The organism is Constrictibacter sp. MBR-5 (assembly GCF_040549485.1).
Taxonomy (GTDB): domain Bacteria; phylum Pseudomonadota; class Alphaproteobacteria; order JAJUGE01; family JAJUGE01; genus Constrictibacter.
The window spans coordinates 107,380-134,086 of sequence record NZ_JBEPTK010000003.1 but is presented as its reverse complement, the minus strand read 5'-3'; the positions used below and the strand labels follow the sequence as shown (position 1 = coordinate 134,086).

General features: G+C 69.0%; 23 protein-coding genes and 1 tRNA gene. 6 read left to right on the top strand and 18 right to left on the bottom strand.

What is annotated here, in order from left to right; genetic code table 11:
- The 7 genes from ABIE65_RS07620 to ABIE65_RS07590 all read right to left on the bottom strand — a co-directional run bounded on the left by ABIE65_RS07620 (position 1) and on the right by ABIE65_RS07590 (position 7,794).
- A complete protein-coding gene (locus tag ABIE65_RS07620; RefSeq protein ID WP_354076816.1) occupies positions 1 to 1,074 on the bottom strand; it encodes a DUF3618 domain-containing protein in 1,074 nt (357 codons plus the stop codon).
- Entirely contained in the window at positions 1,071 to 1,466 is a 396-nt protein-coding gene (locus tag ABIE65_RS07615) for a phage holin family protein (RefSeq protein ID WP_354076815.1), read from the bottom strand. Before ABIE65_RS07615 ends, ABIE65_RS07620 begins: the two co-directional genes overlap by 4 nt.
- Positions 1,456 to 2,076 carry a hypothetical protein gene (locus ABIE65_RS07610; RefSeq protein WP_354076813.1) on the bottom strand — a complete coding sequence of 207 codons (621 nt, stop codon included), beginning with the start codon at positions 2,074 to 2,076 and terminating at the stop codon, positions 1,456 to 1,458. The genes ABIE65_RS07615 and ABIE65_RS07610 overlap by 11 nt, the downstream gene beginning before the upstream one ends.
- 125 nt (positions 2,077 to 2,201) lie before the next feature.
- Complete coding sequence (locus ABIE65_RS07605; RefSeq protein ID WP_354076812.1) at positions 2,202 to 5,678, bottom strand: chromosome segregation SMC family protein; 3,477 nt, start codon at positions 5,676 to 5,678, stop codon at positions 2,202 to 2,204.
- 24 nt (positions 5,679 to 5,702) lie between these two features.
- Positions 5,703 to 6,371, bottom strand: coding sequence for a DsbA family protein (locus ABIE65_RS07600; protein ID WP_354076811.1), 669 nt, complete (start codon positions 6,369 to 6,371; stop codon positions 5,703 to 5,705).
- Positions 6,372 to 6,440: 69 nt separating this feature from the next.
- Positions 6,441 to 7,118 carry a DsbA family protein gene (locus ABIE65_RS07595; RefSeq protein ID WP_354076809.1) on the bottom strand — a complete coding sequence of 226 codons (678 nt, stop codon included), beginning with the start codon at positions 7,116 to 7,118 and terminating at the stop codon, positions 6,441 to 6,443.
- Positions 7,119 to 7,128: 10 nt separating this feature from the next.
- Complete coding sequence (locus ABIE65_RS07590) at positions 7,129 to 7,794, bottom strand: DUF721 domain-containing protein (protein WP_354076808.1); 666 nt, start codon at positions 7,792 to 7,794, stop codon at positions 7,129 to 7,131.
- Between ABIE65_RS07590 and mutY the strand changes: the two genes are divergently transcribed.
- Positions 7,788 to 8,840, top strand: coding sequence for an A/G-specific adenine glycosylase (gene mutY / locus ABIE65_RS07585; protein ID WP_354076806.1), 1,053 nt, complete (start codon positions 7,788 to 7,790; stop codon positions 8,838 to 8,840). The genes ABIE65_RS07590 and mutY overlap by 7 nt on opposite strands.
- A gap of 5 nt (positions 8,841 to 8,845) precedes the next feature.
- Here mutY and ABIE65_RS07580 read toward each other — a convergent pair whose 3' ends face one another.
- Both ABIE65_RS07580 and ABIE65_RS07575 read right to left on the bottom strand, forming a co-directional pair.
- Positions 8,846 to 10,462 (bottom strand): sensor histidine kinase, encoded by a 1,617-nt coding sequence (locus ABIE65_RS07580; RefSeq protein WP_354076804.1) that lies wholly within the window; start codon positions 10,460 to 10,462, stop codon positions 8,846 to 8,848.
- 37 nt (positions 10,463 to 10,499) lie between these two features.
- Positions 10,500 to 11,198: a response regulator transcription factor gene (locus ABIE65_RS07575; RefSeq protein ID WP_354076803.1), complete on the bottom strand. Its 699-nt coding sequence runs from the start codon at positions 11,196 to 11,198 to the stop codon at positions 10,500 to 10,502.
- Between the two features lie 178 nt (positions 11,199 to 11,376).
- Here ABIE65_RS07575 and ABIE65_RS07570 point away from each other — a divergent pair, with 178 nt between their 5' ends.
- Both ABIE65_RS07570 and ABIE65_RS07565 read left to right on the top strand, forming a co-directional pair.
- Entirely contained in the window at positions 11,377 to 12,114 is a 738-nt protein-coding gene (locus tag ABIE65_RS07570) for a HugZ family pyridoxamine 5'-phosphate oxidase (RefSeq protein WP_354076802.1), read from the top strand.
- 193 nt (positions 12,115 to 12,307) lie between these two features.
- Positions 12,308 to 13,897, top strand: coding sequence for a phosphoenolpyruvate carboxykinase (locus ABIE65_RS07565; protein ID WP_354076800.1), 1,590 nt, complete (start codon positions 12,308 to 12,310; stop codon positions 13,895 to 13,897).
- 102 nt (positions 13,898 to 13,999) lie between these two features.
- Here ABIE65_RS07565 and ABIE65_RS07560 read toward each other — a convergent pair whose 3' ends face one another.
- From ABIE65_RS07560 to ABIE65_RS07540, 5 genes are all read right to left on the bottom strand, one after another.
- Positions 14,000 to 14,188 carry a hypothetical protein gene (locus tag ABIE65_RS07560; RefSeq protein ID WP_354076799.1) on the bottom strand — a complete coding sequence of 63 codons (189 nt, stop codon included), beginning with the start codon at positions 14,186 to 14,188 and terminating at the stop codon, positions 14,000 to 14,002.
- Positions 14,189 to 14,222: 34 nt separating this feature from the next.
- Entirely contained in the window at positions 14,223 to 14,507 is a 285-nt protein-coding gene (locus tag ABIE65_RS07555) for a hypothetical protein (protein WP_354076797.1), read from the bottom strand.
- Positions 14,508 to 14,599: 92 nt separating this feature from the next.
- Positions 14,600 to 16,102 (bottom strand): SpoVR family protein, encoded by a 1,503-nt coding sequence (locus tag ABIE65_RS07550; protein WP_354076795.1) that lies wholly within the window; start codon positions 16,100 to 16,102, stop codon positions 14,600 to 14,602.
- A gap of 71 nt (positions 16,103 to 16,173) precedes the next feature.
- Positions 16,174 to 17,481, bottom strand: a complete 1,308-nt coding sequence (locus tag ABIE65_RS07545) for a YeaH/YhbH family protein (RefSeq protein ID WP_354076793.1) — start codon at positions 17,479 to 17,481, stop codon at positions 16,174 to 16,176.
- A gap of 28 nt (positions 17,482 to 17,509) precedes the next feature.
- Positions 17,510 to 19,447: a PrkA family serine protein kinase gene (locus ABIE65_RS07540; protein ID WP_354076791.1), complete on the bottom strand. Its 1,938-nt coding sequence runs from the start codon at positions 19,445 to 19,447 to the stop codon at positions 17,510 to 17,512.
- Positions 19,448 to 20,067: 620 nt separating this feature from the next.
- Here ABIE65_RS07540 and ABIE65_RS07535 point away from each other — a divergent pair.
- Positions 20,068 to 20,538 (top strand): DUF6294 family protein, encoded by a 471-nt coding sequence (locus tag ABIE65_RS07535; protein WP_354076789.1) that lies wholly within the window; start codon positions 20,068 to 20,070, stop codon positions 20,536 to 20,538.
- Positions 20,539 to 20,637: 99 nt separating this feature from the next.
- Here the strand turns inward: ABIE65_RS07535 and ABIE65_RS07530 are convergent.
- The 3 genes from ABIE65_RS07530 to ABIE65_RS07520 all read right to left on the bottom strand — a co-directional run bounded on the left by ABIE65_RS07530 (position 20,638) and on the right by ABIE65_RS07520 (position 24,020).
- Positions 20,638 to 20,714, bottom strand: a tRNA-Pro gene (locus ABIE65_RS07530).
- A gap of 98 nt (positions 20,715 to 20,812) precedes the next feature.
- Positions 20,813 to 22,810, bottom strand: coding sequence for a TRAP transporter permease (locus ABIE65_RS07525; RefSeq protein ID WP_354076787.1), 1,998 nt, complete (start codon positions 22,808 to 22,810; stop codon positions 20,813 to 20,815).
- A 265-nt stretch (positions 22,811 to 23,075) separates the two neighbouring features.
- Positions 23,076 to 24,020, bottom strand: a complete 945-nt coding sequence (locus ABIE65_RS07520) for a methyltransferase domain-containing protein (RefSeq protein ID WP_354076785.1) — start codon at positions 24,018 to 24,020, stop codon at positions 23,076 to 23,078.
- 178 nt (positions 24,021 to 24,198) lie between these two features.
- Here ABIE65_RS07520 and ABIE65_RS07515 point away from each other — a divergent pair, with 178 nt between their 5' ends.
- On the top strand, positions 24,199 to 24,765 hold the full coding sequence (locus tag ABIE65_RS07515) for a peroxidase-related enzyme (RefSeq protein WP_354076783.1): 567 nt from the start codon (positions 24,199 to 24,201) through the stop codon (positions 24,763 to 24,765).
- A 7-nt stretch (positions 24,766 to 24,772) separates the two neighbouring features.
- Here ABIE65_RS07515 and ABIE65_RS07510 read toward each other — a convergent pair whose 3' ends face one another.
- Positions 24,773 to 25,351 (bottom strand): TadE/TadG family type IV pilus assembly protein, encoded by a 579-nt coding sequence (locus ABIE65_RS07510; protein ID WP_354076781.1) that lies wholly within the window; start codon positions 25,349 to 25,351, stop codon positions 24,773 to 24,775.
- Positions 25,352 to 25,564: 213 nt separating this feature from the next.
- Here ABIE65_RS07510 and ABIE65_RS07505 point away from each other — a divergent pair, with 213 nt between their 5' ends.
- Entirely contained in the window at positions 25,565 to 26,704 is a 1,140-nt protein-coding gene (locus ABIE65_RS07505) for a CaiB/BaiF CoA transferase family protein (protein ID WP_354076779.1), read from the top strand.
- The last annotated feature ends 3 nt before the right edge of the window (positions 26,705 to 26,707 follow it).

Below are 26,707 nucleotides of genomic sequence, written 5' to 3'. Positions count from 1 at the left end.
TCAGCGCCCGCCTTCCTTGCCGGCTTCCTCCCTGCCGGCAGCGGCGGCGGTCGACGCCACGCCACTCACCTTCTGCGCCAGCGTCTCCCCCTGCTCGCCATCGCCGCCAGGCTTGAGACCCTTCCTGTCGGCTTCGGCACTGCCGGCCTCGTAGGCGCGTTCGGCGACCCGCTCGCCTTGCGAGACCGCGTCCCGGCCGTAGTCATAGGCTTGGTCGCGCAGACGATCGCGGGCCGGGCCCATCAGCGCGTCTTCCCGGCGTGTGGCGGGGAAGGATGCGCCGATGGCCGCACCGATGGCCAGGGCGACACCGCCGAGAATCAACGGTTCTTCCTGGATCGAGGAGACGAGCGAACGGCGCGCGTACCGACCGGCACCATAGGCGCTGCGCCCGGCGCTGCGCGCCCCCCGCATGGCGCCGCTCCCGGCCCGCTCCGCAGCGTCCGTAGCGTCGTGCCCGTAGCGGCGCACCGCGTCTCCGGCCGAACTCACCGCGCCGGAAGCGGAGCGACCGACGCGCTCCGCCGCGTCGGCGGTGGAGGATGCCGCGCCGGACAAAGCCGAGCCGGCGCGCGATGCCGCGGACTTGGCTTTGTCGCTGATGCCCTCTCCGGTCGAGCCGCCAGTGGCGGAGGCGGAAGCCGACCCGGCCATGCGCGCGCCATGGATGCCGGGAGAACCGTGAGGCCTCGCGTCGGGATCGTCGAGCGGGAACGTTCCGTCCGTGACCGTCCCGGGGGCGAAGTCGTCCTCCACCCAATCATGTCCCCGCAGGTCGTCGTCCGGCAGATCGTCGTCCCGGTGGGTCAGGCGCCGGGCCTCGGCGCGAACGCCCTCGCCGGCGAGCAGCCACGCCACCCCCGCGCCGATCAGGCCGAGTGCAAGGGGATTGTCGCGAACCTGCCGGCCGACGTTGCGGACCATGTCGCCGCCCTGCCCCTCCCGGAGGTAGCGCGACGCCTCGTCTACTATCTGGCCGACCGACATGCGGGCGCGCAGTTCGTCCAGCGTAGAGTCCACCCGGGTTCGGTGGGTATCCGCCTCGTGTTCCAGGCGCTCGGTATCGGTGCTCATCGCGTCTGCTCCTTGACCAGCTTGCCGTCCTGCCGCAGCTGGTGGGACGTGCGGTCGGGGGTGAGGTTGTCGGGACTCAGGTCGCGGCGGCCCTTCATGAGCAGAGCAGCGCCGATAACGGCGATGACGACACCGACCAGCAGTGCCGCCCATGCGTCACCGATCAGTTCACCCACGGCCACGACGAGGGCTTGCGACAGGACGAACAGGGCGACGAGCAGGCACATGGCACCCGCCGCGATGGAGCCGCCGCCGATCTGCACCTGGGTGATCTTGTCGGAGATCTCCGCGCGTATCAGGCGGCCTTCCGTCCGGAACAGCTCGGTCGTCTCGCGCATGAGGTCCGCGAGCAGCTCCGGGACGGACCGGCTTTCACGGGGTTCAGTCGCCATTGATGCCTCCCGCCACGGTGGTCTGGCTGGTGCTCGGCACCGCGCCGGGAACGGTGCCGTGAACCTCGTGAGCCTCACGGGTCGTCGGTGACGCAGATGACGGTGTGGCGCGGGTTGGCCCCTGCCCTTCATGGTGATGGTCGCCGGAGGACCGGACGAAGCGGCCGAGCGCGACGCCGGCGAGCGTGGCGCCGAGGAGGAATGCCGTCGGCTGGCGTCGGGCGAAGCTCGCGACGGACCTGGTCAGGTCCTGGACGTTCTGGCCGTGAATCGACCGCGACGCCTGTTCGAGACCATGGGCGACCTCCCGCACCATGCTGGCCGCCATCGACTGGTCGCGGCCGCCCAGTTCATCGGAGGCTTTCCTGATGGCGGCGGCGAAGTCGCCCATGCTGTCCGCCATCGTCTCCTTCTGGTTCTCGACGGCTTCGCCGGCCCGCTGCTTTGCCGTTTCGGTAAGGCGGGAAGCCTCCTCACCGGCAGTTCGGGCGGCGCGCCGGCCTTCCTCCCGGGCGGATTCCGCTTCCCGGGAAAGCGTGCTTTTCGCGCGCGCCGCATCAGCGTGCGCCGCGTCGGCTGCGTGGGGCTTGTCGGTCCCGGGTGTCGTCATGGAGCGGCTCCTTGTGAATCGGACGGATCTCGCATCGGAACCATGCAGACCGACTTTCGTTCCGGGCGCCGCGATTCGCGCGCCGTCCGTACGGTCGACCGGCCGTGCGATCGCCGGCTGTCGGTCTACTCGGCCGCCTGGAGCGCAGGGGCCTGCCCAAGGTCGACGGAGACGAGCTGCGAGACGCCGCGCTCGGCCATGGTGACGCCGAACAGGCGATGCATCCGCGCCATGGTCAGGCGGTGGTGGGTGATCAGCAGGAAGCGCGTCGCCGTGGCCCCGGCGATCTCCTCGATCACCGTGCAGAAGCGGTCGACGTTGGCGTCGTCGAGCGGTGCGTCGACCTCGTCGAGAACGCAGACCGGTGCCGGGTTGGTCAGGAACACCGCGAACAGCAAGGACAGGGCCGTCAGCGCGCGCTCGCCACCGGACAGGAGCGACAGGGACTGCAGCTTCTTACCGGGCGGGCTCGCCATGATCTCCAGCCCGGCCTCCAGCGGATCCTCCGAGCCGGTGAGGGCCAGATGGGCCCGGCCGCCGCCGAACATGCGCACGAACAGTTCCTGGAAGTGGGCATTGACCTGTTCGAAAGCGGCGACCAGGCGGGCGCGGCCCTCGCGGTTCAGGTCGCCGATGCCGCGGCGCAGCTTGGCGATCGCGGCGAGCACGTCTTCGCGTTCGGTACGGATGGTCGAGAGCTGTTCGGTCAGTTCCTCCGTTTCGACCTCGGCCCGCAGGTTGACCGGTCCCATCGTCTCGCGCTCGCGCACCAGCTTCTCGAGGCGCGATTCCAGCCCTTCGTCCTCGGCGGGCAGTTCGCCGGCGACGATGTCGGCATCGGGCGCGCCGGAGAGTTCGGTCAGCGCCTCCGGATCGACGTCCAGCCGTTCGCGGATCCGCTCGACCACCGCTTCGAGGCCGCCGCGAGCCTGCTCCAGTGCGGCTTCGGCACGAATGCGATCCTCGCGGCCCGAGGCCAGCGCGGTCTCGGCCTCGCGCTGGCGCGTCTCCGCCGCGGCGAGCGCGGCCTCGGCGGCCTTCAGTTCCTCGGCCGCGGTGCGCTTCAGCGAATCTGCCCAGAGGATCTTCTCGGACAGGGCCTCGCGCTCCGCTGCGAGCGCCTCCGGACGGCCGAGCAGGGCGGCGTGCGCCTCGGCCTCGGCGGTGCGCCGCGCCTGCAGGGCTTCCGTCTGGGCGCCGGCGTCGCTGCCACGGTCGTGCCAGGCGCGCTCCTCCTCGGCGATCGCCTGCAGGCGGCGGCGGCGCGTATCGGCTTCGCGCGCGATCCGGTCGAGGTCGCCGCGGGCGCGGACCAGTCGGTCCCGCGCGGTGGCGAGCGCCGTCCGTGCGCGGTCGGCCTGCTCGCGCAGCGGGCCCGGGTCCGGTATCGCCTCGGCGGCGGCGGCCGCGGCGGTCGCAGCCTGCTCGGCCTCGGCCAGTTCCGCGGCGACGCGGGCGAGGCTCGCCTCCAGCCCGGCGACGCGGGCGGCGTGTGCGCCGGCGCGCTTCTGCAGTTCGGCGAGTTCGCGCCGCGTGCGGTCGAGCGACGCCTGGGCGGCACGCGCCGCCTCCCGCGCCGTGCGCTCGGCCTGGGCTGCCGCCTGGGCGGCGTCCTGGACCGACTTGAGTCCGGCCCGTGCCTCGTCGACCGCCGCGCGGAGCGGCGGCAGGCCGGCGCGGATCCCGGCCAGCTGGTTGCGCTGCTCCAGCCGGCGGGCGGCGGCGGTGGGTGCGCCGGGGCGCAGCGTCAGGCCGTCCCAGCGCCACATGCCGCCGTCGCGGGTGACGAGGCGCTGCCCGGGCCGCAGTCCGGCCTGCAGTGCCGCGGCGGTCTCGGCGTCGCCGACGATGCCCACCTGGCCGAGGCGCCGCACGAGCGGTCCGGCATCGCGGACATGCGCCGCCAGCGGCTCGGCGCCTGCCGGCAGGGAGGGGCCGTCGTCCAGAGGATCCAGCCCGCGCCAATGGGTCGGCCGCTGGGGATCCGTGCCGACGGTCAGGTCGTCGCCGAGTGCGGCGCCGAGTGCCGCCTCCCATCCCTGTTCGACGTCGAGATCGTCGACCACCGGGCGGACGCCCTTGCCGGCATCGGCAGCGAGCACGCTGGCCAGCGCCTTCTCCTCGGCGGCCTTGCGGGCGAGGGCGGTTTCGGCGCGCTGCAGGGCGTCGCGCGCCTTCTGGTCGTCGCCGCGCTGCGCCGCGACCGCCTGCGTCGCCGCATCGGCGTCGGCGGATGCCGCGGCGACGGCGGCTTCCGCCTCGGTCACCGTCGCCTCGAGGCGGGCGATCACCGCCGGATCGGGTGCGTCGGCTGCGGCCGCGGCATGGTCGCGGGCCGCCTGCTCGTGCTGCCGGCGGACGCGGGCCAGGCGATCCTCGGCGTCGCGCCGCGTCCGGGCGGCGGCGGCGCGGTCGGCATCGGCGCGGGCGAGGGCGGTCGTCGCCTCGGCCGCCTGGCCCTCGAGTTCGGCCACGCCGGCCTCGGCGGAGCGGACGGCGGTCGCGGCGAGGTCGCGGTCGCCGGAATGGGCTGCCTCCGCCGCCGTCAGCGCGTCGCGCTCCGCGGCGAGGCGCGACAGTGCGGCCGCACCGTCGGCGGCACGGGCCTGTTCGCGGCCCAGGTCGCGCTCGATCTCGGCGAGACGGGCAGCGGAGGCGCGCAGGTCGGCCGCGGCGCGCCGCTCCTCCGCCGCAAGGCTGTCGCGCTGCGCCGTCAGCTTCTGCAGCGCCGACGCCTTTTCATGTTCGGCGGTGCGCAGCGGTGGGACGCGGGCGGTTGCCTCGCGGTGCCCGTTCGCGGCGGCCGCCTGCTCGCGCAGCCTCTCGGCCACGGCCGCCTCGGCGTCGCGCAGGCCGGACGATGCGCGCACCAGGACGGCGCGGGCGCGCAGCCAGCGGGCCTGCAGCAGTGCGGCCTCGGCCTTACGGATAAGGTCGCTGAGGCGGCGGTAGCGGCTGGCCTGCCTGACCTGCTTCTTCAGGCCTTCGAGCTGGCGCTCCAGGGTCGCGACCACGTCGTCCAGCCGGTCGAGGTTGGACTCGGCGCTGCGCAGCCGCAGCTCCGCCTCGTGCCGGCGGGAATAGAGGCCGCCGATGCCGGCCGCCTCTTCCAGCACGCTGCGCCGCTGCTCGGGCTTGGCGGCGATAAAGGCGCCGATCTGACCCTGGCTGACCATCGCGGTCGAGCGCGCGCCGGTGGAGGCATCGGCGAACAGCAGCTGGACGTCGCGGGCGCGGACCTCCTTGCCGTTGACGCGATAGGTCGAGCCGTCGCCGCGGGCGATGCGGCGGCTGACTTCCAGTTCGTCGGCGTCGTTGAAGGCGGCCGGGGCGAGGCGCTCGTGGTTGCCCATGTGCAGCACGACCTCGGCGAAGCTGCGCGCCTGGCGCTGGGACGTGCCGCCGAAGATGACGTCGTCCATTTCGTTGCCGCGCATCTGCTTGGCGGAGCTTTCGCCCATCACCCAGCGCAGCGCCTCGACGAGGTTGGACTTGCCGCAGCCGTTCGGGCCGACGATGCCGGTCAGCCCCGGCTCGATGAGGAGTTCGGTGGGTTCGACGAAGGACTTGAAACCCGTGAGGCGCAGCTTCTGGAAGCGCACTGTCTCACCGTCGACGGTTGCTGATCATGGCACGAGCGGTTTCAGGATCTCCCGGAGTTCGTCGATCGTCAGGGCGCCGCCATAGGTCTTGCCGCCGATGACGAAGCTGGGCGTCGAGCGGATCTGGTAGCGCTTCTCGCCTTCCAGGCGCTGGGCGACCACCGTGTCGAGGTGGGCATCGGCCGAGGTGCAGCGGGCGACCTCCTCTTCGGACAGGCCGCCGGTCTTGCCGATGCGGGCGAGGGCCGCGATCGGATCGGCCGCCGTCGCCCAGCTCGCCTGGGCGCCGAACAGGACCGACAGGAAGGGGAAGTAGCGCTCCGCCGGCATGCAGCGCGCGAGGCCGGCAGCGGAGAGCGCCATCTTGTCGAGCGGGAAGTCGCGGAAGACCATCTTGACCTTGCCGGTGTCGATGAACTCCGACTTCAGCTGCGGCAGGGTTTCCTTGTGGAAGGACGCGCAGTGCGGGCAGGTGAGCGACGCGTATTCGATGATCGTGACCGGCGCGTCCGGCTGGCCGAGGATGCGGTCGTCGGGCGCGATCTCTGGATCTACCGCCGCCGCACGCTGCGCTCCCGCCGGGCCGGCGGCCGTGGTGGCCGGCGGCGCGCGGTCGAAGACGCCGAGGAATGCGGCCGCCCCGACGCCGACGGCAACCAGCAAAACGCCCAGTGCGATCCAGATCTTCGACACGTCACTTCCTGCTTACTAGATATGGTAGGTTAGCGATTGACAGCCGCTAGAGCAAGCCTCGGTGCCCGCTCATTTCAGGGCGGCGTCGATCTTCTCGGCGAAGGCTTCCGGCGACTGGCTACCGACCAGGACCTCACCGTTCAGGAGGAAGCTCGGCGTCGAGCGGATCTGGAATTTCTCCTGCCCGTAGATCGCCTGTTCCAACACGGGTCTGGCCACGTCCTCGTTCTCCACACAGGCCTCGACCGCTTCCTTGTCCAGGCCGAACGGTGCGACGACCTCGGCGATGGCGGAGATCGGATCCTCGGACGCGGCCCAGGTCGGCTGCGTCTGGAACAGGCGGGAGGTCACCTCCATCGACTTTTCCTCCGGCGCGCAGCGCGCGACCATCGAGGCGGCGAGCGCGAGCCGGTCGAGCGGATAGTCGCGAAACACCAGCCGGACCTTGCCGCTGTCGATATAGCTGCTGCGCAGCTTGGGCAGCACCTCGACGTGGAAGTGCGCGCAGTGCGGACAGGTCATCGAGGCGTACTCGATGATCGTCACCGGCGCGTCGGGCCTGCCGATCGTGCGCCACGGCGGATCGGCGGGCGCGGGCATTTCCGTCGTGGTCGACGGCTCGACGCTCGGCCCGGCGGTGCCGGCCTGCGGCTGCGCTTCGGGCTGCGCCGATGGCGCGGCTGCGAACGCGGAGCCGGAGGCGAAGAGCGCCGCGGCGAGCAGCAGGCTGGAAAGTGTGCGGCGCATGGCGAAGTCCTCAACGGGAGGGAGGGGTGGTGGCGTCGCGGCGGGTCGTGGTGCGGTTCTCCTCACGCGCGAGGACGGCCTCGCCCAGAGCCCGCAGCGCCGCCGCCAGATCGGGATCGTCGACCCCGCGAAGGGCGGCTTCGAGATCGGCGCGTTCGTCCGCCGCCAACGGCCGGCGCGGTGGCGGGCCGCGACGGCGGGCCGGCGCGACGATGCCCTGCCGCATGGCGATACGGTCGATCGCGGCATAGCCGAGATACCTGTTGATACGCTCGACGATCACGGGGCCCATATGCTGTACGCTCGGTGCCCAGCCGCTCTGCACCCTCAGGTGCAGGACGCCGCCGCCGTCCTTCGCGCCGCGGCTGCGCGCGATCCGCTCCGGCAGGGTGCAGCCCGCCAGTTCCTCGCCGACGACGGCCGCCCACTCCGTGAGGATCCGTGCCTCGCCGAAGCCGCGGCGATGGCCTGCCTTCCCGACGAGGCGGTCCAGCATGGTGCCGATCGCGCGGGGCCCGGCCGCGGTCCGCCGCTCCGCCCCGGCCTCGATGCCACGCGGCTCTTGTACGGTTCCGGCGCGCGTGGTCCCTTCGGCGGCGCCGCCTTCCGTCTTTTTCGAGCCGCGTCCTGTCGAAACCCGCTTCATCACCCGGCCCACCGCCTGAGAGCGTGGCACCGCGCCTGCTCGCCTGGTACGACCGGCATCGGCGCACCCTGCCCTGGCGTGCGCTGCCGGGCCAGCGGGCCGATCCGTACCATGTCTGGCTGAGCGAGATCATGCTGCAGCAGACGACCGTCGCGGCGGTCGATGCCTATTACCGGCGGTTCCTGGCACGCTGGCCGACGGTGGGCGACCTCGCCGCCGCGCCGCTCGACGACGTGCTGCACGCCTGGGCGGGCCTCGGCTACTACGCGCGGGCGCGCAACCTGCACAAATGCGCCCAGGCGGTCGTGGAGCGGCACGACGGGCGGTTCCCCGACAGCGAGGCGGCGCTGCTGGCCTTGCCGGGAATCGGCACCTATACCGCCGCAGCGATCGCGGCGATCGCCTTCGACCGCAAGGCGACGCCCGTCGACGGCAATGTCGAGCGCGTCGTGGCGCGGCTGTTCGCGATCGACACGCCGCTGCCCGCAGCCAAGCAGGAACTGCGGATCGCGGCGGCGCGGCTGACGCCCGAGGGCCGACCCGGCGACTTCGCCCAGGCGAGCATGGATCTGGGCGCCACCGTCTGCACGCCGCGCAGCCCGCTCTGCATGGTCTGCCCGCTGGCCGAGGGCTGCGCGGCCCGCGCCGCCGGCATCGCAGCGGCCCTGCCCCGCCGGACCGCCAAGGCGGCGCGGCCGCGGCGCCTGGGCGTCGCCTTCTGGATCGTGCGGGCGGACGGAGCGGTCCTGCTGCGCCGCCGGGTGGAGAAGGGCCTGCTCGGCGGGATGACCGAGGTTCCGTCTTCTCCCTGGCAGGAGGACGGCGGGGCGCTGCCGGAGGCCGCCGCGCATGCGCCGCTCGATCCGGGCGGCTGGCGGTCGCTTCCCGGCCTGGTGCGCCACGTGTTCACGCATTTCGAACTGGAGCTGACGGTGCTCGCCGCGGAGGTGCCGGCAGGGACGCCGGCGCCCGGCGGGACGTTCTGGGTGCCGATCGACCGGCTGGTCGAGCATGCTTTGCCCAGCGTCATGAAGAAGGTCGTGCGGCATGCTCTGGCCGGCCGCGACGGCGCCTGACCGGATCATCGTGCGGACGGCATGGCCGGCAGGCGCACGATGAAGCGGGCGCCGACGATATCCCCGTCGGGACCGCGGCGGTTCTCGGCGGAAAGGGTGCCGCCGTGTGCCTCGACGATCTGGCGCGAGATGCTGAGGCCGAGGCCGGAATGGGTCCCGAACTTCTCGCCCGCTGGCCGCTCGCTGTAGAAGCGCTCGAAGATCGCCTCCTCCTTGCCGGGCGGAATGCCGGGCCCCTGGTCCTCGATCGCCACCGACACGATACCCTCCGAGCGTCGGCCGCGCAGCGTGATGCGGCCGCCCGGCGGGCTGAAGGAGATGGCGTTGCCGAGCAGGTTGCGGAAGACCTGGACGAGGCGATCTTCCATGCCCGCCACCCGCAGGTTGCCGTCGCTGTTCTCCAGCCCCAGGCTCGGCTTGCCGTCGCGGCCGTCGCCGGTGGTGCTGTAGATGTCGACCAGGGTCTCCAGCATGCGCGCGAGATCGACGGTCTCGCTTTCGGCGCGGGACAGCTCGGCGTCGAGACGCGAGGCATCGGAAATGTCGGAGATCAGCCGGTCGAGGCGGCGGACGTCGTCGACGATGATCGCCATCAGGTGCTGCTGCTGCGACGGCTCCTTGATCCGCGCGGCGGTCTCGACGGCGCTGCGCAGCGAGGTGAGCGGGTTCTTGATCTCGTGCGCCACGTCCGCGGCGAAGCGCTCGATGGCGTCCATGCGCAGCCACAGCGCCTCGGTCATGGCGCGCAGGGCGGCGGACAGTTCGCCGATCTCGTCGCCGCGCGCAGTCATGTCGGGGATCATCACCTTGCGGCCCTGGCCGCGGCGCACGCGCTCCGCGGCGACGGCGAGGCGCAGGATCGGCCGGGCGATGGCGCCCGACAGGTAGATCGACAGCAGGACCGTGACCGCCAGCGCCACGCCGAACAGCGCCAGGATGTTGAGGCGGACCGAGCGGACCGCGGTCTCGATCGCGTCGCCGCGCGCCGACAGCAGCAGCGCGCCGACGACGCGCTTATAGTGCTGCACGGGCTCGGCGACGGTCAGCATGATGCCGCCGTCCTCGGTCGCGCGGGCGGTGCGTCCGACGTCGCCGCCGAGGGCGACGCGCAGTTCGGGGAAGTCGTCGGTCGGCTGGCCGAACGATTCGGAATAGAGCTCCTTCGCCGTGATCGGCGTCAGGAGATGCAGGATGCCGTCATAGACGTAGTTGATGACGCGGTGCAGCGGGTTGGCCGGCGCCAGCGGCGGCAGCTCCTCCATCTCGACCAGACCACCGGGGCCGATCATCCGGCGGCTGTCGGCCATCATGCGACCGTCGGCGGCGTAGAGCCGCACCCGCGCCGACGCCGGCTCGGACAGGCGGCGCACCAGGCGGTTGGCCACTTCGGGGACCAGCACCGGGTCGCGGTCGGGATCGGCGAGGACCGCCCCCTCGCCCAGCGCCATCGCGATCAGCCGGCCCTGGGCCCGCAGCACCTCGAGTTCGCTCTGGATCAGGCCGCGCTTGTACTGGCCGAGCCACAGCAGGCCGGCGGCGAGGATGCCGATGGCGATGAGGTTGACCGCCAGGATGCGCAGGGTGATGGGCGAGAGGAAACGGCGGCGCCGCCGCGCCGCCACCACAACCCTGCCCTGCTGTGCTTCCCGGGCCGAGGGCTCAGACCGGGCGATAGCGGTAGCCGACGCCGTAGAGGGTCTCGATTTCGGCGAACTCCTGGTCCACCGCCTTGAACTTGCGGCGAACCCGCTTGATGTGGCTGTCGATCGTCCGGTCGTCGACATAGACATGCTCGCCGTAGGCCGCATCCATCAGCAGGTCCCGGCTCTTCACATAGCCCGGCCGCGATGCGAGGGACTTGAGCAGCAGGAACTCGGTGACGGTGAGGGTCACCTGCAATCCCTTCCAGGTACACATGTGGCGCGCGCTGTCCAGTACGAGATCGCCCCGCACCATGAGATCGTCGGGTGTGCCGTCCGTGCCCGGCTCCTCCAACTCGGTGCGCCGCAGCAGCGCCCGGATCCGCTCGATCAGCAGGCGCTGCGAGAAGGGCTTGCGGATATAGTCGTCGGCACCCATCCGCAGGCCGAGGACCTCGTCGACCTCGTCGTCCTTCGACGTCAGGAAGATGACCGGCAGCTTGCTCTGCTGGCGCAGGCGCTGCAGCAGTTCCATGCCGTCCATGCGAGGCATCTTGATGTCGAGCACCGCTAGGTCGACCGGCTGCGCACGCATGCCGCGCAACGCCTGCTCGCCGTCGCCGTAGGTGTGGACCGCGAAGCCTTCGGCTTCGAGCGCCATCGTCACGGAGGTGAGGATGTTTCGGTCGTCGTCGACCAGGGCGACGGTTGAGGTCATGTCTCGCATCCTCATGGCTGTGTCCGGCGCGAGCGTGGGGTGCATTTGTGGCCGATTTGCGGTATCCCGGCGCCGCGCCGGACGCTCCGCAATGCTCCGCCGCGCCGTCGATGGACGAACCGAAAGTCCCTGGTAACGTTGTAGCCCGTCATACGATCGTCAACCGCACGGACCGGGAATGAGCGCCGCCCCAACCGCCGCAGACGCGCCGCCCGAGGATATCGTGAGGACGGCGCGGGACCTCGTCCGAAGCGCCGGGCGGGCCGCCCTGTCGACGGCGGCCGTCGGCGACGGTTGGCCGTTCGGCTCCCTGGTGGCCACGGCCTGCACCCAGGAGGGCGAGCCGCTTCTGCTCCTGTCCGACCTGGCGGAGCACAGCCGCAATATCGCGGCCGATCCGCGCGCGTCCCTGCTGTTCGCGGCGTCGCCGGGCGAGGATGCCCTCGCCGAGGCGCGCGTGGCCGTCCTCGGCCGGATCGCGCCCGACGCATCGGCTGCGTCGCTTCGGCGCTACCTGGCGCGCCAGCCCTCGGCTAGCGGCTACGTGGACTTCAAGGATTTCCGCCTCTACCGCATGGCGGTGGAGCGGGCGCACCTGGTGGCCGGCTTCGGCCGGATACGCTGGCTGGACCGGGACGCGGTCCTCGTGCCGCCGGCCCCGGCGCTCGCCGAGAGCGAGGCCGGCATCGTGGATCACATGAACGAAGACCATGCGGACGCGATAGAACTCTACGCGACGCGGCTGCTGGGGTTGCCGCCGGGGCCCTGGCGGATGACCGGGATCGACCCCGAGGGCATCGACCTAGCCACGGACGCGCGGGCGGCCCGGCTGCGTTTCGACGCCCGTATCGAGGACGCCGGCGCGGCGCGGGCCGAGCTGGTCAGACTCGTCCGCGAAGCCCGGCGCGCGCCGTGAGATCCGCGTCGAGGCACCCGATCGCGCCGGATGAGCGTGACGATCCGCCGCGGCGGTTTTCTTGTATCGATCTCGCGGGGCACTTATCCTGCATGCAAAAGGGATGGCGGGGGCGTGATGGCAACGGGACACCGTTCCCGCGGCAACGCCCCCAATCGTTCTGTTTCCGAAACGCCTGGAGCGGGTGACGGTAGTGTCGAAGATCAGCGAGCTGGAGAAACACGGGCTCACGAATCCCGGAGCCGTGCACTGGAATCTGGGAGTGGCGGCGCTCACGCAGGCGGCCGTGACGCGGGGCGAGGGCCAGCTTGCCGAAGGTGGAGCGCTGGTGTGCACCACGGGGCAGCACACGGGCCGGTCGCCCAACGACAAGTTCGTCGTCGAGGACGAGAACACCGCCAAGACCGTCTGGTGGGGCACGGTCAACAAGCCGATGAAGCCCGAGACGTTCGGCCGCCTGCGCCAGCGGATGCTGGCCTATCTGCAGGGCCGCGAACTCTTCGTACAGGACCTGTTCGCCGGCGCCGACCCCGACCACCGCCTGTCGGTGCGGGTCGTCACGGAGCACGCGTGGCACAACCTGTTCGCGCGCAACATGTTCATCCGGCCCGACGCGCGCAGTCTCGCGCGGTTCGAGCCCGACTTTACGGTCATCCAGGCGCCCGGCTTTCGGGCCGTGCCCGAACTCGACGGTACCCGCTCCGAAACCGTCATCGCCGTCGACTTCACGCACCGCATCGTCCTGATCGCCGGGTCGAGCTATGCCGGCGAGATCAAGAAGTCCATCTTCACCGTCCTGAACTACATCCTGCCGGCGCGCGGCGTGATGCCGATGCACTGTTCGGCGAACATCGGGCCCGACGGCGATACCGCGCTGTTCTTCGGCTTGTCCGGCACCGGCAAGACGACGCTGTCCGCCGACAGCACCCGCACCCTGATCGGCGACGACGAGCACGGCTGGACGCCGGACGGCGTCTTCAACTTCGAAGGCGGCTGCTACGCCAAGGTCATCCGTCTTTCGGAAGAGGCGGAGCCCGAGATCTACGCCGCGTCGAACCGCTTCGGCACGGTGCTGGAGAACGTCGTGATGGACCCGGTGACGCACCGGCTCGATCTCGACGACAACAGCATGACCGAGAACACGCGCAGCTCGTACCCGCTGGACTTCATTCCGAACGCCAGCGCGACCGGCATCGGCCCCTACGCCAAGAACGTGATCATGCTGACGGCGGACGCCTTTGGCGTTCTGCCGCCGATCGCCAAGCTGACGACCGAGCAGGCGATGTACCATTTCCTCTCCGGCTACACGGCGCGCGTCGCCGGCACGGAGAAGGGGCTGGGGAACGAGCCGCAGGCGACCTTCTCGACTTGCTTCGGGGCTCCCTTCATGCCGCGACACCCGACCGTCTACGCCAAGATGCTGGGCGAGCGCCTGGCGCGCGGCGGCGTGGACTGCTGGCTGGTCAATACCGGCTGGAGCGGCGGCGCATACGGCGTGGGCGAGCGGATGAAGATCGCGCACACGCGCGCGATGATCCGCGCCGCGCTCGACGGCCGTCTCGCGACCATCGAGACCAAGGCGGATCCCTTCTTCGGTCTCCATCTGCCGGTCGAGTGCCCGGGCGTGCCGCCCGAGGTGCTGAATCCGCGCAACACCTGGGCGGACAAGAGCGCCTACGACAGCACCGCCCGCGCGCTGGCGGCGCGGTTCGAGAAGAACTTCGCACAGTTCGCCGAAGCGGTGACGCCCGAGGTCATGGCCTCCGCCATCCGGGCCGCCTGATCCGCCTGTTCCGACCCTCCGGCGCCGGCGCGCGCCGGAGCATGGCTGCATGACAGACCGCCGGCCTCCGCGAGGGGGCCGGCGGCCAGCATTCCGGCGCCGCTATTCGCTGAGGTGGCCGAGCGCGATCATCGCGATCAGGCCGAAGACCGCCCCGCTGATGCCGCCGACGAAGACGCCCTGCATCATGTTCTCGCGGTCGCCGATCGCGCCGCCCACCGCGCCGACCAGCATGGGCAGCAGGATGTAGAGCGCGAATGTACCCATGTCGGGAGCGGCGGCAGGCTGCATGGTCTCTCGACGATGAAGGGGCGGCAATCATGCATCAGCCGTTTCCGGCGGGGGTCGCGCTGACGATCTCCGTCGGACCGGAAGCCGCCGCGTCGACCTGGATAACCCAATACAGCTTCTCGTCATCGAACGCACTGCTGAAGCCGACTGTCTCGTTGCCCACGCCGACCTCGGGCTCGGGCGGACGGTCCAGCCCCGATGCGGCGACACGCGCCATCGCCGCCGACTCCGCCCGGACCACGACCTCCCGCCACGGTCGGCGATCGAGCCAACGCGGGTCGTCGAGATCGGCGGCCGGCACGATCTTCCAGAGCGGCATTCGTCCTCTCCTCGTGGTTCCGAAGGGAGAACACGCACCCACCCGACGATGTTCCGCGCCGTACTACGACGGTGTCACGCGCGGAATCAGCCTCAGGCTTCGACCGACACCAGGCTGACGTCGTAGCCCCAGAGGAGGCGGACGTGCTGCAGCACCTGGTCGCGCGCCGGCTGGGCCAGGGGAACGCCCTCCCGCATCGTGTGCCGCAGTTCCAGCTTCCGGTCGCCGCGGAGGTCGACGTCGACCACCTGGATGTCGGGCTCGTGCGTGGCGAGGTCGTAGGACTTGGCCAGGGCGTCGCGGACATAGCGGTAGCCGCGCTCGTCATGGATGCCGCTCACGGTGTAGTAGGGCGACTCGCCGTCGTCGGTCAGTGCGAACAGCTTCATCTTCCGGATCAGCGCTGGGCTGAGATACTGGCGGATGAAGGACTCGTCCCGATAGTTCGCCCAGGCGTAGCGCAGCGTGCCCCGCCAGTCGCCCGAACCGGCGAGATCCGGGAACCACTCGCGATCCTCGGGCGTCGGCTGCGTGCAGATCCGCCTGATGTCCTCCATCATGGCGTAACCGAGGGCATAGGGGTTTATCCCGCTGTAGCGCGGATCGTCGAAGCCCGGCTGGAACACGACGTTGGCGTGGTTGTGCAGGATCTCCAGCATCGCGCCTTCGGTCAGCAGACCCTGCTCGTAGAGCGCGTTGGTGATGTAGTGATGGACGAAGGTGGCACAGCCCTCGTTCATCACCTTGGTCTGCTTCTGCGGGTAGAAATACTGGGCGATGTCGCGGACGATGTGCAGCAGGTCGCGCTGCCAGGGTTCCAGGATCGGGCTGTTGCGCTCGATGAAGTAGAGGAGGTTCTCCTCGGGCAGTTTCAGCCGCCGGCGCCGTTCGCTCATGCGGGTCTCGGTCTCCGACGGTTCGTGATCGGCGCTCCCCTGGGGCACCGTCCGCCACAGATCGTTGAAGGTGCGCTCCTCGTAATCGCGCCGATCCTGCTCGCGTTGGTTGCGCATGCGGGCCGTCGGCTCCGGCGGCCGGTGATAACGGAACACCGCCTGATCCATCAGCGCATGGGCGGCGTCGAGGATGCGTTCCACCGCCTCCAGCCCGTGCTGCTCCTCGCAGTGCGCGACGTAGCCCTTGATCCAGGAAAGATATTCCAGGATACCCTCGGCGTCGGTCCACTGCCGGAACATGTAGTTGTTCTTGAAGAAGTGGTTGTGGCCGAAGGCGGCGTGCGCCATGACCAGCGCCTGCATCGCCATGGAATTCTCTTCCATGTTGTAGCTGATGCAGGGGCTCGAATTGATGACGATCTCGTAGGCCAGACCCGAGTAGCCTTTCCGGTACATCTTCTCCTGCTGGACGAAATGCTTGCCGAAGGACCAGTGCCGGTACATCAGCGGCAGGCCGATCGACGCGTAGGCGTCCAGCATCTGTTCGGACGAGATGATCTCGACCTGGTTGGGATAGACGTCGAGGCCGAGATCATGGAGCGCCACCTGCTCGATGGCGTCGTAGGTGCGCCGCAGGGTATCGAAGTTCCAGTCGGAACTCTCGAACAGCGGCCTGACTGCGGTCATCGTGCTGCTCATGGGCTCTTCCCCGGCGCCGCGCTCGACCGTGGAGGCGGCTCTGCGTGCTGCGGTCTCGACGGCCTACGAACTCAGTGTTTTTCCTTGGCGAAGAGCTCCCGGAAGACCGGGTAGATGTCGCCGGGCCGGGCGATCCGCTTCATGTCGAAATTGGCGAAGCGCTCTTCGACGGTGGCATAGGCGTTCCACAGGGCGGCGCCGTGCGCCGCGTTGCGGAAGACGTCGATCTCGCGCTCGTCGAGAATCTCGACATAGGCGTAGTACTGGCACATCGGCATCAGGAACTGTTCGAGGAGCGCCACGCAGGCCGCGCCGTCGCCCGGATAGTTGTCGCCGTCCGACGCCTGGGCGGCATAGATGTTCCATTGGTCCGCGGGATACCGGTCGCGCACGACCTTGAGCATCTCGGTCAGCGCCGAGCTGACGACGGTGCCGCCCGTCTCCCGGCTGTAGAAGAAGGTTTCCTCGTCGACTTCCTGCGCCTCGTGGGTGTGCCGGATGAAGACGACCTCGATCCGATCGTAGCGGCGCTGCAGGAACAGGTGCAGGAGCATGAAGAAGCGCTTCGCGAGATCCTTCTCGCGCTCGCCCATCGAGCCGGAAACGTCCATCAGGCAGAACATCACCGCCCGCGTGTTCGGCTCCGGGTGCTTGTGGTAGTCGCGGTAGCGGATGTCGAGCGGGTCGATATAGGGCACCCAGCGCCGCCGCCGTTCCAAGGCCGCCAGTTCCTCGTGCAGCAGCTTCAGGCGCGCCGCGTTGTCGGAGCCCGGCTGGTTGCCTCGCTCGAGATCGACGATCTGGCGGCGGAGGCCTTCCAACTGGTCCTCCTCCGGTCGCTTCAGCGAAATGCGGCGGGCGAAGCTGTTCCGCATCGTGCGGAGCACGTCGAGATTGGCCGGGTTTCCGGCGTTCGTGTAGCCGGCGCGCCGGCGCGTGAAGGCGGTGATCTCGCGCAGGTTGGTCTTCACCAGGTCCGGCAGTTCCAGGTCCTCGAAGAAGATGTCGAGGAACTCCTCGCCGGTCAGGGTGAACTGGAAGTCGTCCTGGCCGCCGCCCTGGTTCGCGGGATCGCCGCCGGCCCCGCCGCCACCGCCCTGGGGCGGCTTCTTGATCCGGTCGCCGGTCTCGAACTCCCGGTTGCCGCCGAGCACCCTGGTGCGCTGACCTCCGGCATCGGCATGCCGCAGGCGCGGCTCGCCGATGCCCTTGGTCGGGATCGAGATGGTTTCGCCGCTCGCCGCATCGGTGATCTTGCGCTCGCGGACGGAGCGGCTGACGACCTCCTTGATCTGTCCCCGGGCGCGCCGCATGAAGCGCTGGCGATTGCCCAGGTTCTTATCCTTCGGGTTCGGCCGTCGGTCGATGAAATGGGCCATGTCCCGTGCCTCGTCCCGTGTGCTTCGATCAGCCGGCCTTGTTGACCCGCATGTACCATTCGACCAGGCGCCGGACCTGGCGTTCGGTGTAGCCGCGCTTCACCAGGCGGCTGACGAACTCGTGGTGCTTGCGGTCCGTCTCGCCGTCCTTCTTGCTGCCGAAGCTGATCACCGGCAGCAGATCCTCGATCTGCGAGAACATGCGCCGCTCGATCACCTCGCGCAGCTTCTCGTAGCTGGTCCACGAGGGGTTGCGGCCGTCGTTCTGGGCGCGGGCGCGCAGGGCGAACTTCACCACCTCGTTGCGGAAGTCCTTCGGGTTCGCCACGCCGGCCGGCTTCTCGATCTTCGACAGCTCCTGGTCGAGGATCTCGCGGTCGAAGATCTGACCGGTGTCCGGATCCTTGAAGTCCTGTTCCTCGATCCAGGCGTCGGCGTAGGAGATGTAGCGGTCGAAGAGGTTCTGGCCGTAGTCGTTGTAGGATTCGAGATAGGCCTTCTGGATCTCGTTGCCGATGAACTCGGCGTAGCGCGGTGCCAGTTCCGACTTGATGAAGTCGAGGTACTTCTTTTCCTGCTCCTTCGGGAACTGCTCCCGCTTGATCGCATGCTCCAGCACGTACATCAGGTGGACCGGGTCGGCCGCCACCTCGTCGCTGTCGAAGTTGAAGGTCTCCGACAGGATCTTGAAGGCGAAGCGGGTCGAGGTGCCGGTCATGCCCTCGTCGACGCCCGCCGCGTCGCGATACTCCTGCATGGACTTGGCCTTGGGGCCGGTGTCCTTCAGGTTCTCGCCGTCATAGACCCGCATCTTGGTGACGAGGTTGGAGTTCTCGTGCTCGTGCAGGCGGGTCAGGACGGAGAACTTCGCCAGCATCTCCAGCGTCTCGGGGGCGCAGGAGGCGCCGTCGAGTTCACTGGTGCGGACGAGCTTGCGGTAGATCATCGTCTCTTCCGTCGGCCGCAGGCAGTAGGGCACCTTCACGACGCAGATGCGGTCGAGGAAGGCCTCGTTGTTCTTGTTGCTCTTGAACTGCTGCCACTCGGCCTCGTTCGAGTGCGCCAGGATGATGCCCTGGAAGGGGAAGGCGCCGAAGGATTCGGTGCCGATATAGTTGCCCTCCTGGGTAGCGGTGAGCAGCGGGTGCAGCACCTTGATCGGCGCCTTGAACATCTCGACGAACTCGAGCAGCCCCTGGGTGGTGCGGTTCAGGCCGCCGGAGAAGCTGTATGCGTCGGGGTCGCTCTGGCTGTAGTGCTCCAGCTTGCGGATGTCGACCTTGCCGACGAGCGCGGAGATGTCCTGGTTGTTCTCGTCGCCCGGCTCGGTCTTCGCCACGCACACCTGGCGCAGCTTCGACGGGTAGAGCTTGACGACGCTGAACTTCGAGATGTCGCCGCCGAACTCGTCGAGGCGCTTCACCGCCCAGGGCGACATCAGTCCGGTCAGGCGGCGCCGGGCGATGCCGTACTTGTCCTCGAGCAGGTCGCCGAAGCGTACCGGGTCGAACAGGCCGAGCGGCGATTCGAACACGGGGCTGACTTCGTCGCCGGCCTTCAGGACGTAGATCGGCTCCTTCTCCATGAGGATCTTCAGCCGCTCGGCCAGGGTCGACTTGCCGCCGCCGACCGGGCCGAGGAGGTAGAGGATCTGCTTTCGTTCCTCCAACCCCTGGGCGGCATGCCGGAAGTAGCTGACGATCCGTTCGATCGTCTGCTCCATGCCGTAGAATTCCGCGAATGCCGGGTACCGCTTGATCGTGCGGTTCATGAAGATGCGGCCGAGCCGGGAGTCGCTGCTCGTGTCGAAGATCTCGGGCTCGCCGATCGCCTTCATCATGCGTTCGGGAGCGCTCGCGTACAGTCCCGGATCGTCCCTGCAAGCCATCAGATAGGCTTGCAGGCTCGTCTCCTCGTGCCGCTCGCGTGCATAGGCCGAAGAGAATGCGTCGAACACATCCAGCATGGCGCTACCCCGTAACCTCTGTTGCTCCGGTCCTCGATCCTTGGCCGGCGCCAGACGCGGCACCGTGCCCTTCCGTCCCCCTCAGGTCTTTCGCTCCGGCCGCGTGTTGATCACCCGGCCGGCATTTCCAGTTGATGGCGTATCTTGCACCTAACGTGCCGCTACGCCCATCGAGCGCGTGTTGCCGCTCATTTCAGCCGTACTGCATCCCCACGTAGCGTTAACGCAGCAGGAACGCAAAACTGCTCAAAGAATCAACATGTGACTGATCAAATATTCGCGCTGTGCCCTGGGGCCCATCGTCAGCGCTGTCGCAACCGGTTCGGTCTCTGGCGGAGGCTTCGCTCCGCTCCCCCGCGGCGCCGGTCGCTGACCGATCAATGCGGCCTCGACACCGTCAATGGAGATGATTCTATCAGTCCGAACATGCTTAGGAATGGTGAACGTGGAAAAAAGTGCCGCGTGTGAGGCCGGTCGCACGCGAGGTGCCGCGGAATTGTCACGTTTCCCAGGCTGCCGTGGCGTGCCGGCTATGGCGGCGGCGACCGTCCGTGCTACCCAAAGCCGCGGCTTCGCCGCGCATGGCCGGCGACTCGGCCGAGATCGATGGGGGGAAAGAAATGCGTCAGTCTGTCGCGGCCGCCGTGGCCGGTCTCGCTCTCGCGCTGCTGGCCGGCGGATGCCAGAGCCGCGGTGAATTGGACAACGTCGCCGTCCGAATCCATCCCAATGATCCGGTCGCACTGGCGCGCGGCGAAAAGACCTTCGTCTTTCCCGAACTGCGTTCCGGCCGCTGCACGATGCGTCCCGGCGCAACGCTCGTGCTGACGGAGGTCGGCACCAGCCGGTGGGATGCCAAGGCCTGGACGACCGGCGAGAGCGACAGGTGGGACATGTGGGTCGAGGTGGCCGCCTCCAACGGTTGGCCGCTCTTCACCCTGCCGCCGGACCGAAGCGGCGAGAAGCCGGAGGTCTACACGCTGCGCATGCCGGCGCCGCGCACCGACTACGACTGGCAGGAGCGGAACTGGCGCTTCGACCCGACGAAATACCGGCACATCGACGAAGTGCGGATCTTCTACCGCTGCTGACGCGGGCTGCCCCGACGGCCTCTGTCCGAAACGACGCGAGGCCCCGGATTTCTCCGGGGCCTCGCGTTCGCCGGCGGCTCGGGAAGCCTGCCGGACCTTTGGTCGGAGTGAGAGGATTCGAACCTCCGGCCCCTGCCTCCCGAAGGCAGTGCTCTACCAGGCTGAGCTACACTCCGTCAGGGCCGCGGACATATAGCGCGGTGGCTCAGGGGCCGCAACCGCCGTGACGGCTGCCGGGGCAGGCAAATCGCATTGCCCCGACAGCCGCGTCCCGTCAGGTGGGATTGAGGCCGATCGGGCCGGTGCCGCGGAAGCGCCGCGTCAGCAAGACGAGAAGCAGGCCGGGCAGGATCGCCGCCGCCGACAGTGCCAGAAGCTCGAGGTGACCGAGCCCGAAGGTGCCGCCAGGGGCTGCGAGGAACAGGCCGCCGGCGAAGATCAGCAGGCGGGCGAACAGAGAGACCGGGCCGCTGCCCAGGTCGCCGACCTGCAGCAGATAGCCCTGCAGGGCACCGGATATCACGATGACGCCCAGGATCGCCGTGCCGACGACGATGGCGATCTCGGTCGCCTCCCCCTGGAACAGCAGGGCTGGATTGAACACGAAGAAGAACGGGACGATGTAGATGACGATGCCGAGCCGCATCGCCTCCATGCCCGTCTGCATCGGCGGCGCCTTGGCGAGGCCCGCCGCGACGAACGCGCCGATGGCCACGGGCGGCGTGATGAACGAGATCATGCCCCAGTACATCAGGAACAGGTGGACGCCCATGGGGTTGAGGCCCGCCTTGATCAGGGCCGGCGCCAGGATGACCGCCAGGAAGATGTAGCAGGCGGTGACCGTCATCCCCATGCCGAGGATGAAGCTGGTGAGGGCGCCCATGACCAGCAGCATCAGCACGTTGCCACCGGCGATGAAGACCAGGTCGTTGGTCAGCGTGCCGGCCATGCCGGTGAGCGACAGCGACCCGACGATCAGCCCGATCGCCGCCAGGATGCCGCACAGTTCGGCGAACAGGATGCCGGTGCCGAAGAAGAAGGCCTTGAACTTCGCCCAGTTCATCCGGTGCTTCGCGGAGATCTGGTTGATGCCGAGCAGCAGCGCGGTGGCGTAGAACGGCGCCGTCGCCTCCTGCTGCAGGATCAGCAGCATGTAGATCAGGGCGAGGAAGGCGAAGATGTAGTACCAGCCTTCCTTGACGGTCTGCCACAGGCTGGGCAGCTCGGAAGCCGGCAGGCCCTTCATGCCGCGCCGCGCCGCATAGGCGTCGATCTGCATGAACAGGCCGAAATAGTAGAGCAGCGACGGGATCGTCGCGGCGATCACCACCTCGACGTAGGGCACGTTGAGGAAGGAGGCCATGACGAAGGCCGTGGCGCCCATGATCGGCGGCATCAGCACGCCGCCGGTCGAGGCGCAGGCTTCGACGCCGCCGGCATAGGCCGGCTTGAAGCCGATCTTCTTCATCGCGGGAATGGTCATGCAGCCGGTGGTCAGCACGTTGGAGACCACGCTGCCGCTCATCGAGCCGAAGAGACCGGACGAGAAGATGGCGACCTTCGCGGGGCCGCCGCGCACCTTCCCGAGCAGAGCGAAGGCGAAGTTGATGAAGAAGGCGCCCGCGCCGGTGTACTGCATGGCGACGCCGAAGATCAGGAAGCCGAAGACCAGCGTGCCGAAGGCGCGCATCGGGATGCCGAGGAAACTCTCGACGCTCATGATGTGGAAGGCGGCCGTGTCCCAGATCGACTGGTTCACGCCGGAGATCACCTCGGGCACCAGATGGGCGTAGACCGGGAAGAGCGAGAAGACGATCGTCACGACCAGGATCGACGGCCCGCCGGTGCGCCGGCCGATCTCGATGAGCAGCAGCCAGAGCAGGCAGCTGAGGGCGATCGCGATGTTGGGAGCGCTGTATTCCCACGCCTCTTCGAGGATGCGGTTGGCTTCCCAGACGAAGTAGAGGAGCACGACGAAGGTGATCAGCGCGAGGAGCGCGTCGTACCAGGGTACGAACTCCTTGCTGCCGGACTTCGTCGCCGGGAAGGCGACGAAGACGAGCGGCAGCAGCAGCGCCGTCAACAGGTAGAAGTAGCGCGGCTCTATGAGCACCAGGCCGATGCCGAAGCCGAGGTTGAACATCTGGTTGATGCCCAGGACGACGGCGATGCCGGTGAACACGGCGAAGACGGTTCCCCAAAACCCTTTGAGCTTGCGGTAGCGGGCGATCTCCTCCGCCTCTGCCCGCTCGAGCTCTTCCTTGACCAGCATGGCTGCCTCACAATCAGGACGAAACGCGCCCGTCCGACCAATCGCGCCAGGGTCAGTTGGCGCACGTCGACTGCCGCCGGCCCAGTGGCGACCGCCGATAACCCTTCAGAGGGTAGTAACCGTCATGTGGAAAGGGGCCGTCGTCCCTCTGCGCGCTGTTCTTGGTCGGTCCTCGCCGCCGGCAAAGACTTCCGGAACACGGTCTGGGCGACCATCCGGGAATATCCGGCGGCTTCGCTGTTTGCAAGCGGCAGAGTGGCCGGCCTCACGGTTTCGAGGCGATGATGCGATTGTAGCGCAGGGAGCCGCCGTCGAGGGCGGCGACGCACCGGCGCCAGCGCTCTCCTTCCTGCAGGGCGAGCATGATCAGGGGCATGGGCGGTGCCGAGGTGAGGAGGGTCGGCTGGAACGCTTTCCAGCCCTCCAGGACATGGTGGCGCAGGATGGCCGACTCGTCCTCGGTGACTCGCACGTCGAGGCCCAAGGTGCGGAGGGCGGCGAGAAGTTCGTCTTCCGACCAGGGTACAGAGTCCCCCGGCTCGCCGGCGCGCCAGGCCGCGACCAGAGGGTCGGTTTCGGCGCCGGGCCGCGACAGGACGAAATCGGTGATCAGCATCAGGCCGCGGCGGCGCAGGCCCGCGGCGGCGGCGCGCAGCAGATCCGTCTTGTCGGGCGCGACATACCCGACATCGCGCAGAATGACGCGGTCGAAGCCGTTGGCCTTGATCTCCAGCTTGTCGAGCGGCGAATGGATGACCGGAGCCTTCTTGGCGAGCCCTGCCGCCTTCGAGAGCAGGGAGGCGGCGGACGCGAGGTTTTCATCCGCCTCGAATGCCTTCGGCCACACGCCGAAGCGCTTGTGCATCATCCGGGTGGCGGCACCCAGCCCGGCGCCAATCTCGATGACGCTCATCGAGGGGTTGAGGCTGAGCGGCTTCAGCAGCGTCGCGACCTGCTCCTCGCCGCCGGGCGCCACATGCTCCGGGCCCCAAATCCGTTGAGAAAGGTCGATGCGCGCGGGAGACCACAACACCGATTGTTCGGGTGGCAGGGGGGCGTGCGGCGTGCCCTCCTCGTGCGCGGGGGCATCCACCGTGGCCGCATCGCCGCCGACCGCCGGGGCGCGGCCATCCCACCATGCCCGCACGCGTTCACGGATGTGATCCGTGGCGGGCAGAAATCGGCTCAGGCGGGTCTGGGCTTCCAGCACGGCAATGCGGGGTCCGGCTTATGATGGCGGTAGCGAAGCTGGATCGTACCGGCGGCGGGGCTAATGGTGCGTTAACGACATCGGCCACCGGTGTCCGGCATGGGTCGTCTCTTGCGCCCGGGCCGATCGTTCGGCTAGGCCGGTAGCACTGGGACAGTCAGAATGGGCGAGGCAAGAGATGGGCGAGCGCGTGGCGGCGGTCGAACTGCCGGACGAAGCGGGTCTGGACGATGGGACGCGCGGCTTCTTCGCGCGCTGCCGGGAGAAGATCGGCTTCGTGCCGAACGTCTTCCGGGCCTACACGATGCGCACCGAACGATTTCGAAAATATCAGGCGTTCCGCAACGACCTGATGGGGGCGCCCTCGGGCCTGTCGGAGCTGGAGCGCGAGATGGTGGCCGTGACGGTATCGAGCGCCAACCGCTGCCACTACTGCATCGTGGCTCACGGGGCGGTGCTGCGGCAACTGTCGGGCGATGCCCGCTTCGGCGACACGATCGCCGTCAACTACCGCGCGGCCGACCTCACGCCGCGACAGCGAGCGATGCTCGACTTCGCCTGGAAGCTGACGCTCGAGCCGAACGAGGTGGGGGAGGCCGACCGGGCCGCTCTGCGTGCCGAAGGGCTGAGCGATGCCGACATCTTCGACCTCACCGAGGTCGCGGCCTTCTACAATTTCACCAACCGGTTCGCGATCGGACTGGGAATCGCCCCCAACGCCGAGTACCAGGGCATGGGGCGTTGAGAGCGGTTCAGCCCAGGGTGGCGAGGTCGCCGGCGCGGCCGCGCTGCACGGTGGCGCGGTAGACGCTTCGCTGGCCGAGCAGCATGTTCATGGACGAGGCGTCGTTGAAGAAGACCTCGACGACGATCAGCGTCTCGCCGGCGGTGATCGTCATGCCGTCGGGCAGCGTCGCGTACGCGCCGGGCCTGCCGATGCGGCTGCCGGTCTTCAGGCTGCCGGCACCATACTCCTGCCAGGCGACCCGGCCGCGCCCCTGATCGTCGCCCGTGACGGCGGTCACCACCATCACGCCGTCGGCGCCCAGGTCGGTGCCGCCGGTCATCACCGGCGCTGCCGCGAACAGGTCCTGGAGGGTGGCCCTCGTCAGGGTCGCCTCACGGGTGACCAGCCCGCCGAGCTGTGCCGCCGAAGCGCCGATGCGCATCTGCACCAGGATGGCCCGGCCGATCTCCCATGTGCCCAGCAGCAGGACCAGCATGAGCGGCAGCATGATCGCGAACTCGATCGCCGCCACGCCGCGACGGTCGCGCCGGAACCGGGCGAGCACATTGCGGGGGAAAGCTGCGTTCAGGGTGCCGAGCATCATATCGCCTCCAGTGGCCTGCCGGCATTTGAAGCGAAACTTCGGAAAATTTTAACGATTCATCCGACCTAGGCGCATGGGCGTAAGGCCTCTGCGCGCCGTGACGCGGGCAAGGCCGGCAGCTCGTTCGGCGCTGCGCGGGAACGGGGTTTCGGGCGCGGCCGGATGGGATAGACTGCCGGCCAATTGTCCAGATAACCGCGTGAGGAAAGTGACATGGGTCCGCTGACGGGAGTGAAGGTCGTCGAACTGGCCGGGATCGGGCCGGGACCGTTCTGCTGCATGCTCCTGGCGGACATGGGCGCCGAAGTTGTCCGCGTCGACCGGACCGCCAACGTCGGCAAGGACGGCGACACGGCGAAGTGGAACCTGCTCACGCGCGGCCGCCGCAACATCGCCGTTGACCTCAAGACGCCCGAGGGCGTCGAGACGGTGTTGAAGCTGATCGAGCAGGCGGATGCGGTGATCGAGGGCTTCCGGCCCGGCGTCACCGAACGGCTGGGCCTCGGGCCCGACGTCTGCATGAAGCGGAACGAAAAGCTGGTCTACGGCCGGATGACCGGATGGGGCCAGGATGGACCGATCGCCGGGGCCGCCGGGCACGACATCAACTACATCTCGCTCTCCGGTGCCTTGCATGCCATCGGCGAACGGAACGGCCCGCCGACGCCGCCGCTGAACCTGGTCGGCGATTTCGGCGGTGGCGCGCTCTACATGGCGGTCGGCGTCCTGGCCGCGGTGATCGAGGCGCGCACCTCGGGCAAGGGGCAGGTCGTTGACTGCTCGATGGTCGAAGGCTCGGCGTCGCTGATGACCGCGATGTACGGCGCGCTCGCCGCCGGCACCTGGATCGAGGAGCGCGGTAAGAACCGGCTCGACAAGGGCGCCCACTATTACAACGTCTACGAGACGAAGGACGGCAAGCACGTCTCGATCGGCTCGATCGAGCCGCAGTTCTACAAGTTGCTGCTGCAGCTGACCGGGCTGGAGGGCCAGCCGCTGCCGCCGCAGTCCGACCGCGACAAGTGGCCGGAGATGACCGAGCGCTTCGCCGCGATCTTCAAGACGAAGACGCGCGACGAATGGTGCGCGATCATGGAGAACACCGACATCTGCTTCGCGCCGATCCTCAGCATGTCCGAGGCGATGAAGCATCCGCAGAACGTCGCGCGCGGCAGCTTCGTGACCGTCGACGGCGTGCCGCAGCCGGGCCCGGCGCCCCGCTTCAGCCGCACCGCGGGGGAGATTCAGCGGCCGCCGGCGAAGGCGGGCGAGCATACCGACGAGGCGCTCGCGGCATGGGGCTTCTCGCAGGACGAAATCGCGAAGCTGCGCGCCGCCGGCGCGGTGGCGTGAGGG